Source organism: Halobellus inordinatus, from assembly GCF_024498335.1.
Lineage (GTDB): Archaea > Halobacteriota > Halobacteria > Halobacteriales > Haloferacaceae > Haloquadratum > Haloquadratum inordinatus.
Window position 1 is genome coordinate 2,436,745 of record NZ_CP101825.1, and the last position, 15,602, is coordinate 2,452,346.

Annotated in this window: 14 protein-coding genes; 7 read left to right on the plus strand and 7 right to left on the minus strand. The window is 65.6% G+C overall.

The genetic code is table 11. From position 1 onward, the window contains the following. Positions 1–110: 110 nt before the first annotated feature. The 5 genes from NO362_RS12460 to NO362_RS12480 form a co-directional block, all read right to left on the minus strand. A complete protein-coding gene (locus tag NO362_RS12460; RefSeq protein WP_256545526.1) occupies positions 111–446 on the minus strand; it encodes a hypothetical protein in 336 nt (111 codons plus the stop codon). Between the two features lie 250 nt (positions 447–696). Then, positions 697–1,410, minus strand: a complete 714-nt coding sequence (locus NO362_RS12465) for a cyclase family protein (RefSeq protein WP_256545527.1) — start codon at positions 1,408–1,410, stop codon at positions 697–699. Between the two features lie 24 nt (positions 1,411–1,434). Continuing rightward, positions 1,435–3,150 (minus strand): glutamate--tRNA ligase, encoded by a 1,716-nt coding sequence (locus tag NO362_RS12470; protein WP_256545528.1) that lies wholly within the window; start codon positions 3,148–3,150, stop codon positions 1,435–1,437. 95 nt (positions 3,151–3,245) lie between these two features. Next, the gene (gene idsA3, locus NO362_RS12475) at positions 3,246–4,292 is read right to left on the minus strand and encodes a geranylfarnesyl diphosphate synthase (protein WP_256545529.1); all 1,047 of its coding nucleotides are present in this window, start codon (positions 4,290–4,292) and stop codon (positions 3,246–3,248) included. Position 4,293: 1 nt separating this feature from the next. Further along, positions 4,294–5,652 carry a ribonuclease J gene (locus tag NO362_RS12480; RefSeq protein WP_256289718.1) on the minus strand — a complete coding sequence of 453 codons (1,359 nt, stop codon included), beginning with the start codon at positions 5,650–5,652 and terminating at the stop codon, positions 4,294–4,296. A 467-nt stretch (positions 5,653–6,119) separates the two neighbouring features. Here NO362_RS12480 and NO362_RS12485 point away from each other — a divergent pair, with 467 nt between their 5' ends. From NO362_RS12485 to NO362_RS12515, 7 genes are all read left to right on the plus strand, one after another. Then, complete coding sequence (locus NO362_RS12485) at positions 6,120–6,353, plus strand: LSM domain-containing protein (RefSeq protein ID WP_121569421.1); 234 nt, start codon at positions 6,120–6,122, stop codon at positions 6,351–6,353. Continuing rightward, a complete protein-coding gene (locus NO362_RS12490; protein WP_121569422.1) occupies positions 6,350–6,526 on the plus strand; it encodes a 50S ribosomal protein L37e in 177 nt (58 codons plus the stop codon). The genes NO362_RS12485 and NO362_RS12490 overlap by 4 nt, the downstream gene beginning before the upstream one ends. Positions 6,527–6,667: 141 nt before the next feature. Continuing rightward, on the plus strand, positions 6,668–7,387 hold the full coding sequence (locus NO362_RS12495) for a MogA/MoaB family molybdenum cofactor biosynthesis protein (RefSeq protein WP_256545530.1): 720 nt from the start codon (positions 6,668–6,670) through the stop codon (positions 7,385–7,387). 104 nt (positions 7,388–7,491) lie between these two features. Further along, positions 7,492–9,243: a dihydroxy-acid dehydratase gene (gene ilvD, locus NO362_RS12500; protein ID WP_256545531.1), complete on the plus strand. Its 1,752-nt coding sequence runs from the start codon at positions 7,492–7,494 to the stop codon at positions 9,241–9,243. Positions 9,244–9,405: 162 nt separating this feature from the next. After that, complete coding sequence (locus NO362_RS12505; protein ID WP_256545532.1) at positions 9,406–10,827, plus strand: outer membrane protein assembly factor BamB family protein; 1,422 nt, start codon at positions 9,406–9,408, stop codon at positions 10,825–10,827. Next, positions 10,824–12,767 (plus strand): autotransporter outer membrane beta-barrel domain-containing protein, encoded by a 1,944-nt coding sequence (locus tag NO362_RS12510; protein WP_256545533.1) that lies wholly within the window; start codon positions 10,824–10,826, stop codon positions 12,765–12,767. The genes NO362_RS12505 and NO362_RS12510 overlap by 4 nt, the downstream gene beginning before the upstream one ends. Next, complete coding sequence (locus tag NO362_RS12515; protein ID WP_256545534.1) at positions 12,767–13,396, plus strand: hypothetical protein; 630 nt, start codon at positions 12,767–12,769, stop codon at positions 13,394–13,396. Before NO362_RS12510 ends, NO362_RS12515 begins: the two co-directional genes overlap by 1 nt. A 2-nt stretch (positions 13,397–13,398) precedes the next feature. Here the strand turns inward: NO362_RS12515 and NO362_RS12520 are convergent, their stop codons facing one another. Together NO362_RS12520 and NO362_RS12525 are read right to left on the minus strand one after the other, a co-directional pair. Continuing rightward, positions 13,399–13,881, minus strand: coding sequence for a redoxin domain-containing protein (locus tag NO362_RS12520; protein WP_256289724.1), 483 nt, complete (start codon positions 13,879–13,881; stop codon positions 13,399–13,401). Between the two features lie 64 nt (positions 13,882–13,945). Continuing rightward, entirely contained in the window at positions 13,946–15,247 is a 1,302-nt protein-coding gene (locus NO362_RS12525; protein WP_256545535.1) for an RNA-guided endonuclease InsQ/TnpB family protein, read from the minus strand. Positions 15,248–15,602: the final 355 nt, after the last annotated feature.

Genomic DNA, 15,602 nt, shown 5'->3' on the forward strand with positions numbered 1-15,602 from the left:
GCGTAGGCGAATCCGAGACCTCACCGGCTGCCTTCGAATATCGGATCTGTCTTCGAGCACTCGGATATGGGTATCGATATCTGTGCTGACAGGTGAGTGCGCCGGTGGCGTCACGCGTCCGGCGTCGACTCTCCTGCGGTTCCGGCCGCGTCGGCCTCGTCGCCGTTACCGGCGGCCTCGCTCACCTCGGGGCCGAGCGAGTCGAGCGTCCCGTCGAGGAACTGCTGGACCAGTCCGTGGATATTCGAGACGAAGTCCGGAACGGGACCGGGGAGGTCGTCCGGCGGCCCGGCCTGTCCGGCCGCACCCGAACAGTCGGTTGCGTCGGTCGCCGCTGGCCCGCTGCCAGTGTCTGCCGGGGCTGTGCTGCCGGGCGTCGCGGCCGCCGCACCCGTCACCGCGAGGAGTGCGGCGAGCGCGACGGCGAGTAGCGTCGTTCGTTTCATCGTCGATCCTCATCCGGAGCCAATAGCTGCACTGACGTTAAACGGGCCGTCCGTCAATCGCGTTTCCATCCGTTTTGCGCGACGTTTTACTCGGATTTGGCGGGATTGGAGTCGGTCTCGACGCCGCGGCCAGCGAGAGCGCAGAGTGGTAAAAATGTGTCCCGAAAGCTCATAGGAATTATCGTAAGTCCGCATAGATTTCTCGCCGGACAGTACGGCGAGAATCTCCGAACAGTTACGATAATCCCTATCAGACTCGCGCGAGAACGCGCGCCGGTGCGCCGTCGGCGTCGATCTTCAACGGGCAGACGGTCAACTCGAAGACCCCTGTTTCAGGGAGCGCACCGAGGTTGCAGACGTTCTCGACGATGGGGAGTCCCGCGCCCAAGAGCGCGCGATGGGCGGGGAGGTCGTGACCGGAACCGGCGTGAGACGCGCTGTCGGAATCTGGCGCTCCGTCCGATGGATCGGGACTGAGCGCGTCGGTCACGACGGCGACGTCGGCCTCGGCGCATCGGCGCGCGGTTTCGGGCGCCAGATATGGGTGCGCGAGCATCCGGTCGGACCCCCACGCGTCGGCCCACCCGGTGCGGAAGACGAGCGCGGACACGTCGTCGAGACCGGCGTTCGTCCCGTCGCGTTCCAGCACGCCGGGAGCGATCGCCTCACCGGCCTCGACGTCCCGGCAGTCGACGACGCGGGCGTCGAACCGGAGGTCATCGGGGTCGAACGCGCCGAGCGTTGCCCCGTCCGGTACGGTGTGCGCGGGCGCGTCGACGTGTGTGCCGGTGTGCGATCCGAGTGCAACTCTGGAGACGCGGTAGCCGTCGGATTCGTGCGTCGCGTGCGGCCCGATTCGCACCTCGGGATCGCCGGGGTACGTCGGCATTCCCGACTCGACAGCGCGCGTGAGGTCGATCAGACTGCCGTCCGCCGCGGGTTCCGAGTCCGACTGGTCGTTCACGGGTGCGTCCTCACGAATGCGTCCTCAGGGGTGCGTCCAGTAGACGACCGACTCCTCGGCGCCGTGTTCGTCGACGCGGGCGAAGCCGATGCGTTCGAACTGGACCACGTCGTCGACCGCAGTGTCGGCGAAGTCGGGTTCGGCGACGCCCGTCACGTCGCCGTCGGGTGAACGCATCCGGACGTCGACGACGTCCTCTGCGGGAGCCCAGTGGACGACGTCGACGTCACCAGAACGAACCACGTCGATACCATCGTCGGTTGCGACGAGGTCGTCGCCCTCGCGGCGGACGCAGGCGTAGCCCTTCAGCCAGACGCGCTCGCCCTCCGAGGGCACGTCGCCGGCTTCGAGCACGACGCCGTCGGTCGCGGGGATGGTCCGCTCGCCGCGCTCCTCGTGATCGGGATGCAGCGGCGGGTGGCCCGCGTCCGGACCGCCCGCGACCTCGAAGCGCTCGCCGTCGCGGACGAGGAAGTAGCGCTCGGCCTCGTCGTCGACGAGCTCGCGGTTCTCGGCGTAGATCGAACTCATCGAGAGGTCGACGTTCGAGGTCGACGTGCCGAGCGCGGTCAGCGCCTCGACGACGGCCTCGCCGCGGATGCCGCGCCGGCGGAGACTCTTCAGAGTCGGCGCGCGCGGGTCGTCCCAGCCGTCGAGTTCGCCGGCCTCGATCTTCTCCTTCAGCGTCGAGGTCGAGAGTTTCACGTCGTAGGCGTCGACCTGGACGTGACCCCAGTGAATCACTTCGGGGTACTCCCAGTCGAAGTAGTCGTAGACGAACTGCTGGCGCTTCGCGGAGTCCTGGAGGTCGATGCCGCGGATGATGTGCGTGACGCCCGTGAGATGGTCGTCGACGCCGGACTGGAAGTCGAGCATCGGCCAGCACCGATACGCTGCGGCTTCATCGCGCGGGTGCGGCGTATCGATCATCCGGAAGGCGACCCAGTCGCGGAGCGCGGGGTTCTTGTGCTCGATGTCGGTCCGCACGCGGAGGACCATCTCGCCGGCGCTGTACTCGCCGTCGATCATCGCCTCGAACTCCTCCATCGTGGTCTCGACGTCCTTGTCGCGGTGCGGACAGGCCTCGCCGCTGTTCTTCAGGTCGGAGAAGGTCTCGCCCGAGCACGAGCAGGTGTACGCGCCGCCGGCGTCGATGAGGTTCCGGGCGTGCTCGTAGTAGGTCTCCAGTCGGTCCGACGCGATGATGACGTCGTCGGGCTCGAACCCGAGGTAGTCGATGTCGTCGAGGATGGCGTCGTAGGCGTCGAGATCCGGGCGCTTGGTCTCGGGGTCGGTGTCGTCGAAACGGACGATGAACGACCCGTCGTAGCGCTCCTTGTAGGAGCCGATGACGGCGGGCATCCGGGCGTGGCCGATGTGCCAGGGGCCGTTCGGGTTCGGCGCGGCGCGCATCCGCACCTCGTCGTACGCCTCGGCGTTCGGGAGGTCCGGGAGGTCGTGTTCGTCGCCCTCGTCTTCGGCTTCGATCTCCTCGAGTTCCTCGGGTGCGAGCGTCTCCAGACGTTCGCGCTTCTCCTCGGTCGACAGGTCGTTTACGCGGGCGACGACGCCGCCGACGACGCCGGGGATCTCGTCGCCGTGCGGGCGGAAGTCGGGATTCTCGCCCATCAACGGCCCCATCACCGCGCCGACGTCGGCGTCGCTCTCGTACTTGACTGCGTTGAGCAGCGCGTGCTTCTCGGCTTCGCGCTCGACCTGCTCGCGTAGATCGTCGTCCATTACGCGGCAGTGCGTCCTCCCCGGTAAAAACAGACCCGGATTGGGTGGGTGGACGGCGCAGCTGTCCACGCGAGCCGACCGCTGATCGGCGGACGCTAGTATCCGCGCGAGATCAGGTAGTCGGCGATGTCACACAGCAGCGCGCGCGCCTCGTTGTCCGGGAGGACGTCGAGGTGGTCCTTCGCGTTCGCCGTGAGCTCTTGGGCCTTCTGCTCCGCGTACTCGATCGACCCGGCGGCGTCGAGTTCGGCGACCGCCTGATCGATCTCGGCTTCGGAGACGGACTCGACGTCGTTGGCATCGACGAGGTCGTCGACGTCGACGCCCTGCTGCCGTGCGTGCAGCGTGATGAGCGTCTCCTTGTTCTCGACGAGGTCCGAACCGCGCTGTTTGCCGAGTTTCTCCGAGGGAACTGTCAGATCGAGGACGTCGTCTTGGATCTGGAATGCGCGTCCGGAGTCGATCCCGTACCGATAGAGCGCCTCGACGGTCTCGTCGTCGGCGTCCATCAGGGTCGCCGCCGTCGCCGCCGCCGCGCCGTACAGCACGGCGGTCTTGAGTTCGATCATCTCGAGATACTCCTCGGGGAGGACCTCGGTGCGGTGCTCGAACTCGACGTCCAGCGCCTGCCCCTCACAGATCTGCGTGCAGGTCGTCGCGAGCCGCCGGACGGCTTCGAGACCGTTCGCGGGGTCTGCGCCGGTTTCAGACAGCAGCTCGAAGGCCTTCGCGTAGAGCGTGTCGCCCGCGAGGATCGCCGTCTCGGTGTCGTACTCTTTGTGGACCGCGGGGACGCCGCGACGGAGGTCGTCGTCGTCCATAATGTCGTCGTGGATCAGCGTGAACGACTGGATGACCTCGATGCTCGTCGCCGCCGACATCACGTCGATCTCCGAGCCGTCGAGCGCCGGGAACGCGTGGTAGTCGACCGAGAGCGGTTCGACGTCCGCGAGCGCTTCCGCGGTCAGGAGCGACACCGTCGGCCGAAGCCGCTTGCCGCCGGCCTTCAGCAGGTAGCGGGTCGCCTCGTAAAGCCGCTCGGGGGACTTCATCGGGACGTCCTCGTCGAGCGCCTCGTTGACGAGTTCGCGTCGCTTCGTGACCGCTTCGAGTACCCGTTCCTCCGCCGCTTCCGAACTCATCTCACTCCACCAGCTGGATCATATTCCCGTTCCGCGTGACGTGCAGATCCCGGCCCATCGCGTAGCCCTGCGACTCCGCGAGGTCGACGTACGGCGCGAAGCCTTCGAGGTCCTGGTGGGCGGGGATGACGTGCTGCGGCTGGAGCGCATCGAGCATCTGGTAGTGGCCCTCCTCGCGCAGGTGGCCCGAGACGTGGATCTCGTCGTAGATGCGCGCGCCCTGCATCCGCAGGAGGCGCTCGGACTGGTAGCGCTGGCCCTCGTTCGTCGGCTCGGGGATGACCCGTGCCGAGAAGATGACCTTGTCGCCGTCCTCGATTTCGTAGGGAGTCTCGCCGCGGCCCATCCGGGTGAGCATCGCGCGCGGTTCGCCCTGGTGCCCCGTCACGATGGGGAGGTACTTCTCCTTGCCTTCCTTCATAATCCGCTTGAACGTCCGGTCGACGGACTTCCGGTGGCCGTACATCCCGACGTCGTCGGGGAAGTCGACGAAGCCGAGGCGTTCTGCGGTGCCGGAGTATTTCTCCATCGAGCGGCCGAGCAGGACGGGCTGGCGACCGATGTCCTTCGCGAACTCGACGATCGAGGAGACACGCGAGACGTGCGAGGAGAACGTCGTGGCGACGATTCCGCCGTCGTAGTCTTCGATCGATCGGATCGTGTCTTCGAGGTGCGAACGGGCGTGCGACTCCGAGGGCGTCCGGCCCTTGCGGCCCGCGTTCGTACAGTCTTCGATGTAACAGAGGACGCCGTTGCCCTCGCGGCCGATCTCACGGAAGCGCTGCATATCGATCGGATCTTCCAGCACCGGCGAGTGGTCCATCCGCTTGTCGAGGCCGTAGACGATCGCGCCCTCGGGCGTGTGCACGACCGGGTTGATCGCGTCGATGATCGAGTGCGTGACGTGGACGAACTCGAGTTCGACGTTGCCGGAGTCGCCGATCGACATCGTCTCGCCGGCCTGCATCTTGACGAGGTCGTTGTCGAAACTCTCGCTGAACTTGGTCTCGCCTTCGACCTGCTGTTTCACCAGTTCGATGGTGAACGGCGAGGCCACGACCGGCGCGTTGTACCGGTGGGCGAGCTTCGAGATTGCGCCGATGTGGTCGAGGTGACCGTGCGTGGGCACGATGGCCTGCACGTCGCCCTCGAGGTCGGACATCACCCGGTCGTCCGGGATGGCGCCCATATCGATCAGATCGAGGCTGTGCATCTTTTCGGTCTCCACGTTGTCGTGGATGAGGACCTGACTGAGGTTCAGGCCCATGTCGAAGATGACGACGTCGTCGCCCGCGCGAACGGCCGTCATCTGTCGACCGACCTCTTCGTATCCGCCAATTGTCGCGATTTCGATTTCCATAGTTGAATCCGAGCATCGAAAGCCACTGACGTGGCGAGGGTGCTCACTCAAACGTCCCGTCGTGTTCGACGGCCGCCCACAACTCGTGAGCGACGCGTCTCGGGACCGATCGGCCCCGGCGTCTTACAGCGCGTCGGTCGTCGGTCCCGCGTGCCCCGGAACGGCCGAAGCACTTACCCGCGGGAGTCTTGGTACGAAGATGGTTCTCGGCCGGGTACTAAAAACTATCCGGGTTGGATACGCGCGGCGAATCTCTGCGCGCGAGTGCGGCAACGCACGCCGAACAGACGCAGCAGCGGCGGTCTTCCCCTGTACGACAGCCCTCAGGGACGCACAGCGTCGGGGGATGCACACGCAGAGGTTCGGAACCGCCACGTATGTCGCCCAGTGAGAACGTTCGCCGCCGTACGCCGACGATTCGGCGGTGGTCCGGCACATTTAATACCGAAACGGGAGGCGCTTGGGGTATGAGCGGACGACCCCTCGACGTTCTCGAAGCCGCACTCGAAGACGTCGTCACGGTCACTCTGAAGGACGGCACCGCGTACTACGGAACTCTCGCCGGGTACGACCAACACATGAACGCCGTTCTCGAACCGGCGACGGACGCGGACGCGACCGTCCTCGGGGAACTGGACGTCACGGCGGTCGAAGACACAACGATTATACGCGGCGACAACGTCGTCACGATACAAACATGACGGGTGCTGGAACCCCTAGCCAAGGAAAGAAGAACAAGACGACGCACGTCAAGTGCCGCCGCTGCGGCGAGAAGTCCTACCACGTCAAAAAGAAGGTCTGCTCGTCCTGTGGCTTCGGCAAATCGGCGAAACGTCGCGACTACGAGTGGACGTCGAAGGCCGGCGACAACTGAACTGGCGGTCTGACACTACGTCTCTTCTCGCTACGTTCTCCCGAGTCGCCGTCGGACGACCGACAGGGGGCTCTCGAACTCGACACCCGCGAGCGCCCGGTATCGGGTGACATTTTGTCACGGGGCGCCAAACCGCGTGGTGTGACCCACGACGAGCAGTCCCACTCTGGAGCGGACACGCACGATACCGACCACCAGCACGAGGATCGCGGCCACGAGCACGGCGACGACGACCACGGACATCACCATCACGGCGACGACGACCACCATCACGACCACCACCACGCCCACGACGTCGCGTCGCTGTCTGCGGCCGTCGTCACGGTCTCCACGTCGCGAACGATCGACGACGACGCGGCGGGCGACGCGATCGCTGCTGCGTTCGACGATAGCGGCCACGACGTCACCGTCCGAGACGTCGTCGCCGACGATTTCGACGGTGTGCAGTCGACCGTCGATCGCCTCGTCGATCGCGACGACGTCGACGTACTGGTGACGACGGGCGGCACGGGCGTCACGCCCGACGACGTGACCGTCGAAGCCGTCGGCGACCTATTCCAGAAGGACCTCCCGGGCTTCGGCGAATTGTTCCGTCGGCGCTCGGAGTCCGAGATCGGCACGCGCGTCGTCGGGACCCGTGCGACGGCGGGAATCGTCCAGGGCGTGCCGGTGTTCTGTCTGCCCGGCAGCGAGAACGCGGCCCGCCTCGGCAGCGAGGAGATCATCGTCCCCGAGGCACCCCACCTCGCGGGGTTGGCGACGCGCGAGGAAGAGGAGGAGGAAGCAGAGCAGGAAGAAGCGGAGCAGGAAGACGAAACCGAAGCAACGGACGAAGACGAGGACGCACAAGACGCCTCGTGAGGCTCCGAGAACGGTACCGGCAAGGGGGCGGCCGCAACGACGCGTAACCGGCGAGCGAGAGGGTATGCGTGGCCTTTTAATGCCACTGCGACAACGACTCGTGTATGAGCAAGCAGGAACCCCCCGAACGCGAGGAGGACGGCGAACCGTTCTCCAGTGGGAAGGACCCCGACCTCCCCAGCACGGACGTCACTGAGGGGCCGGACAAGGCCCCACACCGGGCGATGTTCCGCGCGATGGGCTTCGACGACGAGGACCTCGGCTCCCCGATGGTCGGCGTCGCGAACCCGGCCGCGGACATCACCCCGTGTAACGTTCACCTCGACGACGTCGCCGACGCGGCGATCAAGGGCATCGAGGACGCCGGCGGGATGCCGATCGAGTTCGGCACGATCACCATCTCGGACGCCATCTCGATGGGTACCGAGGGAATGAAGGCGTCGCTGATCTCCCGAGAGGTCATCGCCGACTCCGTCGAGCTCGTCGCTTTCGGCGAGCGGATGGACGCACTCGTCACGGTCGCGGGCTGTGACAAGAACCTCCCCGGAATGATGATGGCCTCGATCCGGACGGACCTGCCCTCGGTCTTCCTCTACGGTGGGTCGATTATGCCCGGCCAGCACGAGGGCCGCGACGTGACCGTCCAGAACGTCTTCGAGGGCGTCGGCACCTACGCGCAGGGCGATATGAGCGCCGAGGAACTCGACGACCTCGAACGGCACGCCTGCCCCGGCGCGGGCTCCTGCGGCGGGATGTTCACCGCGAACACGATGGCGTCGATCTCCGAGGCGCTCGGAATGGCTCCGCTCGGCACGGCCGACGCGCCGGCCGAATCCGACGAGCGCTACGACGTCGCGCGACGCTCCGGCGAAGCGGTCCTGCAGGCCGTCGAGGAAGACCTTCGTCCCTCCGACATCCTCTCGAAGAAGTCCTTCGAGAACGCCATCGCCCTGCAGGTCGCGATCGGCGGTTCGACCAACGCCGTGCTGCACCTGCTCGCACTCGCCGCGGAGGCTGGCATCGACCTCACGATCGAGGAGTTCGACGAGATCTCGAAGCGGACGCCGAAGATCGCGAACCTCCAGCCCGGCGGCACGAAGACGATGAACGACCTCCACGAGGAGGGCGGCGTCCCGGTCGTGATCCGTCGTCTCCTCGACGCCGGCCTGTTCCACGGCGACGCGATGACCGTCACCGGGCGGACGATCGCCGAGGAACTCGAGGAGATGGACCTCCCCGACGAAGAGGAGATCTCAGACGAGTTCATCTACACCGTCGACGACCCCTACCAGGAGGAAGGTGCGATCAAGATCCTCACCGGGAACCTCGCGCCCGACGGCGCGGTTCTGAAGGTCACCGGCGACGACAAGTTCCACCACTCCGGCCCCGCCCGCCTCTTCGAGAGCGAGGAGGAGGCGATGCGCTACGTCCAGGAGGGCCACATCGAGTCCGGCGACGTCATCGTCATCCGTAACGAGGGTCCGCAGGGCGGCCCCGGAATGCGCGAGATGCTCGGCGTCACTGCCGCCGTCGTCGGTCAGGGCCACGAGGACGACGTCGCACTCCTGACCGACGGTCGCTTCTCCGGCGCGACCCGCGGCCCGATGGTCGGCCACGTCGCCCCCGAAGCCGCGGTCGGCGGCCCGATCGCGCTGCTAGAGGACGGCGACGAGGTCACCGTCGACATTCCCGAGCGCGAACTCTCCGTCGACCTCTCGGAAGACGAACTGGACGAGCGCCGCGAGGAGTGGGAGCCCAAGGATCCGCAGTACACGACCGGCGTGCTCGCGAAGTACGGCAACGACTTCGGCTCGGCCGCGAACGGCGCGGTGACGAACCCCGGCGCGAAGCGGTAATAACTCCAACGTAGTTCGGTCTCTTTTATTTTACACTTCAGGGTTTCCCTCTTCGCACACCCGTGTCGCTGTGTCCGGGAACTGCCACAGCCGCGCAACTAGTGACTAAGCGCAAACATACTTGTACGGGGACACATCAGATAAACGTGACAGTGGGGACCAATGATTCATAATCTGTCGCGACGGGATGCGATCCGACTCGCGGCGGTCGTTGGGGGGACGTTCGCGTTCGCTGGAACGGGCGAGAACGTCAGCGGACAGACCGCCGATTCGAGCACTGTACCGATGTTTAGATACGACGCCCACAACAGCGGCGTCGCACCCGCGAGCGGACCGAAAGAGGACGTCGACGACATCTGGACGTTCGAAACCGGTGGCAAACTGACCGCCCAGCCGATCGTGGCGAACGGGCGGGTGTTCCAGGCGAGTCACGACAGCGAACTCTACGCGATCTCGACGAGCGACGGGAGTGAGGTGTGGTCCGCCGGGACGAACGGGTCGCTGCCAGCGTCGCCCGCAGTCGGGGACGGCGTGGTGTACCAGCCGACGCCTCGGGGACGTGTGCTCGCATACAGCGCGGCGACGGGTAACGGTCTCTGGGCGTCTTCGGTTCCGACACGGCACGTCAAGAGCCCGACGCTCGTCGGCGGGGATCTGTTCGTCGCCGGCGGTGAACACGACTTCCGGCAGGCGTACCGGCTCAATCCGAACGACGGAGCGGTCGAATGGGAATCCGACCTCACGTATCTCGGGCCCATCGGTACACCAGTCGTCGATGGCGAGACGGTGTACGTAACCCACCGCGAAGACGACTACTACGACGAGGCAGTCGCGACCGCGCTCGCGGCTTCGGACGGATCACAGGAGTGGCAGCAGACGTTAGCGAACGGAGGCAGCAAGACGTGGGGGATCACGTATGCCGACGGGACGCTGTACGCCGGCACTAACGAGGGCATCGTCTACGCGATCGACGCAGCGTCGGGGAGCATCGACTGGGAATTCGAAAACATCGCGTCGGTGTCGACCATTCCTGTGCTCGCTGACGGAACGCTCTACGTGGCATCGACCGGCGACAACACCCTCCACGCGCTCGATCCGGCGATCGGGACGCGACAGTGGCAGGTCTCGATCAACGGGACGCCCACCTCACCGGTGTACGCCGACGGGGTGCTGTATCTGGGTGCGCAGGACAACTACGTCTACGCGTTCGACGCCAGCGACGGAACCGAACTCTGGAGCTTCCAGACCGGCGGCTCCGTGGTCGCACCCCCGGTCGTCGTCGACGGCCGCGTGTACGCGGCGAGCACCGACGGCATCCTCTACGCACTCGGTGAGGGATCGGGCATCGCCGCGCCCGACGTCACCGGTAGCGGGAGCCCTGCGGGAGACCTCGACGGGGACGGTCGTTACGAGGATGTCAACGGCGACGGGGCGTTCACCGCGACCGACGTGCAGGCGCTCTTCGCGAACCTCGACAGCGACGCCGTCCAAGAGAACCCCGAGCTGTTCGACTTCAACGGCGACGGACAAGTGGACATCACCGACGTGCAAGCGCTGTTCAAGATCCTCAAAGGGGAACGATGAGCAGGGACGCCGTTCGAGGCACCCGACTCGCCGTCCTGCTCGTGACGCTCGTCGTCACCGGCGGGCTCGTCGCGGGCGCAGGCAGCGCCGTCGCAGTGGACGCCCCGCAGAGCGAGGCCGACGACGCGTCACTAACGGCCGACAGCGACGTCCGGGCCGCAACCGCCGGGTCGACGTCGGTTCGACTGTCGCCGACGACAGCAGCGATCAACGAGAGCCGGACGCAGACGTTCGATCTCGTAGTCTCCGACGCCGACGGTGGCGTCGGAGCCGTGACGGCGACTATCTCCGTCGGTGACGCGGACGTCGCCTCGATCGACGAGATGGAACTGCGAGGCGATCCGGGTGCCGAGACGATCGACGTCGAGTCAGACGGCTCCGAGGTGTTCGTTCGCGCGGCGCTGATGGATACAGAGGATACCGGAACGGTGACCATCGGGACCGTCACAGTCGAGGGTACCGGCGAGGGGTCGAGTGACGTCGACCTGTCGGTCGAATCGCTCGGCGACGAGTCTGGCGACCCCTACGACGTCGGCACGACGCCGGGGGGTTCGCTCACCGTCTCGGGGACCGCCGATGCCGTCGACCTTGAGATCACCGCCGACGCGTCGGCCGTCGAAGCCGGCGACGAGGTCGACTTCGAGGTGAAACGCGCCGACAGCGACGCGCTGGTGTCGGCGACAGTCCACCTCGGCGGCGAGGTCTACGAGACTGGTCTCGACGGCGTCGCGACGGTAGAGATCACCGAGTCGATGGCGAGCGATGCCGAGACCGTGACGGCCGTCGCCTCGAAGGAGTCGACTGCGAAGGAGACCTTCCAGAACGACTCGGTGACGCTGAACGTCGGGCCCGAGGAGACCGAAACGTCCGGCAGTACGGACACGTCCGACGGGACAGACACGCCCGACGGGACAGAGACGCCGGCACCCGGCGACGGCCCTCGCGTGACGCTCGAATCCGCGAGCCCGTCGGTCGGCGTCGGTGGGCTATCGAAACTCCGCGTCGTCGCGACCGGCGTCGACGGCGGTGTCGGGGCCATCGAGGCCCGGATCTCGGTCGGCTCCGGAGACGCGGCGCAGATCGCCGGCGTCGAACTCGCCGGCGACGCGGGGGTCGCACAGACCGAAGTGAGGAACGACGGGACCGTCGCCGTCGTCCGCGGCGCGATGATGGACACGAACGACGCCGGGACGGCGCACGTCGCGACCGTGACGCTCGAAGGCGTCGCCGCCGGCACGACGCCGGTAACCGTCGAGACCGACGACCTCGGCGACGAGCAGGGGAACACCTACGAGGTCGCCCCCGCGCAGTCGACGACGCTCACCGTCGGATCAGGCGGGGACGGCAGCGGAAGCGGGTCCGGGAGCTCGATGGTCGTCCTCTCGGTTTCGGACCTCCCGAAGGGGTTCGAGAAGGCGAGCGTGACCGTTCGGACGGGCGCCGAGGCGTCCGTGATTGAATCGCAGGCCGGACTCGTCTCCGAGAGCCAACTGCGTGTCGTCTCCGACGGGCCGCAGTCGACGACGGTGCAGGCGGTCGACCTTGCCGGCAACGTCGACGCTATCGACGGACAGCAGACGCTCGCGCGGCTGACATACGACCGGGCGCTCGACGCCGAGGACGTCGAGATCTCGGTCGAAAATCTCCTGAACGATCAGGGATCCGCGGTCTCGGGCGATCGCATCTCAGTCTCGGTTCGCGCCGGGTCGCTCTTCACGGACCCGCTTCCGGGCGCAGACGCCCAGAAAGCCCCGACCGACCCTGACAACGACGGCCGCTTCGAGGACATTGACGGTGACGGTGCCGTCACGTTCGGCGACGCGGTCGCGCTCTCGTTCGTCCAGGCCACGGAGTTGCGCAGCGAGCAGGTCACCGCCCTCGACTTCGACGAGGACGGCGATCTCGATACGGACGATGCAGTCACACTCGCCTTCGAATGATGTTTGACGACTCTCGCACAGCGAACGCCCGCCGCAGTACCGCTCCTGATCAGTCCGACGCGGACGACTCCGACGACAGGGACGGCGCAGCGAGAGCGACGGCCGCCTCGACGTCCGATGCAGACGAGCCGACGGTCGACAGCGCCGAGACGTCGTCCTCAGATCTGCTCGCTGGACGGACACGGCGGCGGTTCCTCGGTACCGCAGCAGCGGGGCTCACTGCTGGTCTCGCGGGCTGTGGGAGCGCGCTTTCGAGCGGCTCCGGCTCGGACGGCTCAGCCGTCGACGTCGTCCTCGCCGGCGCGCCGAGCGGACTGCAGAAGTATCAGTGTCTGGTCGAACAGGACGGCGACGCGCCGATCACCGAGGTCAAACCTGTCCTCGTGGGCGGGGAGGAGTTTCAGGTGGTCAACGGCGGCGTCAAGAGCGCGTCCGTCGTCGTCCGAGCGGCGGATCTCTCGGAGTCTGTCGGGTCTTTCGAGGAAACGCGGACGCTATTTACGCTGACGTTCGGTGCGGACGTGGACCCGGACGCACTCTCTCTGAACGTCTCCACCGCGACGAACGACGACGGGGAGTCGATCCCGGCAGATCGACTGCAACTCACCGTCGCCGGCGACTCGGGGTGAACTCAGAGGTCCTGCACTTCCGAGAGCAGTTCCTCGTAGTCGGGTTCGTTCGTCGGGTCCTCGGCGACCCAGTCGTAAGCGATCGTGCCGTCGTCGTCGATGATGAACACCGAGCGGTTCGCGACGCCGAAGAGGCCGAGGTCGTCGATGTCGATCTCGACACCGTACTTGTCGATGGCACTCCGTGCCATATCGCTGAGTAGCGGGAACTCGATGCCGTGTTCCTCGCGGAAGGCGTTCTGGGAGAACGCCGAGTCGGCGCTCACGCCGTACACGCTCGCGCCGGCGGCCTCGAACTCCTCGCTGTGTTCCTGCAGCGCGACCATCTCGTTCGTACACGGTGGCGTGAACGCGCCCGGGAAGAACGCGAGAACCACGGGGCCGTGACCGATCACGTCGTCCAGATAGAACGCCGACACGTCGCCGTCAGCCTGGGTTACGGAGAACGTCGGTGCGTCGTCGCCGATAGTGGGGGTCTGTGACATCGTCACTCACCATATCGGACGCGAGCGACCAAAATGTAGTGTCCAACTGGTGAACTACCCTACCCTACTCGCTCACGGCTGACGCCGTTCGCTCCTTGAGGGTAGGGCTTCCTGCTTCCACGACGCGCTTTGCAGACACCAGAGTGGTGTCCGTAGGGAGCGCAGTCTCCACAGGCGTTAACGAATCGCTGCGCGATTCGTTCGCACACCAGAAATCTTCGATTTCTGGGGACGTTGATTCGGAGTGTCCCACTCCTACGTCTCCGAGACCGCGAGAAAGAATGTTCCACGCCGCATTCGCGTCCCTATCCGCCTCGAACCCACACGCCGGGCAAGAGTGTTCGCGTACCCACAGCGGCTTGTCGGTCGAAACCCCGCAGGACGCGCACTCCTTGGTCGTCCCTCTCGGGTTGACCGCGGCGAAGTGTGTTCCTTCACGCTCGCACTTGTATTCGAGTAACGAGAGGAACGTCCGCCACGCGGCGGAGGCGGTATTGCGGCTGTTCGATGGCGACTCCATCATCCCCTTCACGTTCAGGTCTTCGACCGCCACGAGGTCGTACTCCCGAGCGTAGTAGTTCGAGAGCTTGTGGAGGAAGTCGCGGCGCTTCCGTCGGAGATCGGCGTGACACTCCGCGACCCGTCGCCGTTGCTTCTCGTAGTTCGCAGAACCGTGTTGCTTCCGCGAGAGCTTCCGTTGCTCGCGTTCCAGTCGCTCCCGCTCGGCGGAGAGGTCGAGCGACCCCACTGCGGTTCCGTCGGTGTCGTGTGCGTACTTGAGAATCCCTACGTCGATACCAACACACTTCTCGGGGTTCTCGGGCGGTCCGGGCGGTTCGTGGTCCATTTGGACGCCGAAGGTGGCGAACCATTCGCCCGTCGGTTCCTTCTTGACCGTGACCTGTTTAATCGTCGCGTCGTCGGGGATGGCGCGGTGAAGCCGAATCGGTACGTCCGCAAGTTTCGAGAGTGACAGTACAGTCTGACCGCCCTTCTTGTCGAGCTTGAAGCCAGACTGACTGTACGTGAAACTGCGGAACTCCCGTGGTGGCTTCCACTTGAGTTGGCCGACGCCGTAGCCGTTCTCCTTGAGCTTGGAGAGGCCTTTGAGGTTGTCGAACAGGCGTTCGACGACGGTTTGGAGAACCTTCGAGTACACGTCAGAGAGGTCGTCCCACCACGTTTTCAGGTCGGGGAGCTCCGCCCGAAGCGTGGTCATAGACGGCAGTTCGCCGTGTTCGTCTTGGTACTCGTTGAGGCGGTAGAGCGTGTGGTTGTACAGTTGCCTACAAATGTCTCGGTGGCGGTCCAACTCCTCGCGGTGGGCGTCGGACGGCTTGAGACGGTACTTGTAGGCGTAGTACATCCGTTACTCTCGTTTCTCGATTAACTCGTCCAACTGTTCACGGACGAACGAGGAGAGATTGAGGTGTTGGTCCTCAATCCACTCATCTTGGTCCTCCCGGATGGTGATTGTCTTCCGTTTCACCGTAATACACGGTGTGCACGTCACACGTGTAATAGCTACGGTAGACATAGGCCTGTGAGTCTGCAACAGAACAGTGTATGGAAAACGATGACGGCGCTGTATCCCCGCCCTACTGTGCTACTCGGGCTTCGCCCTGCGTTGCTCGTTGAGGACGGGGGCTTAGCGCCTTTATCCAGCTAACACTGTCGGACAGAAGTTCGTGAATTGTGTTGGCACCCACACGTGCTGATAA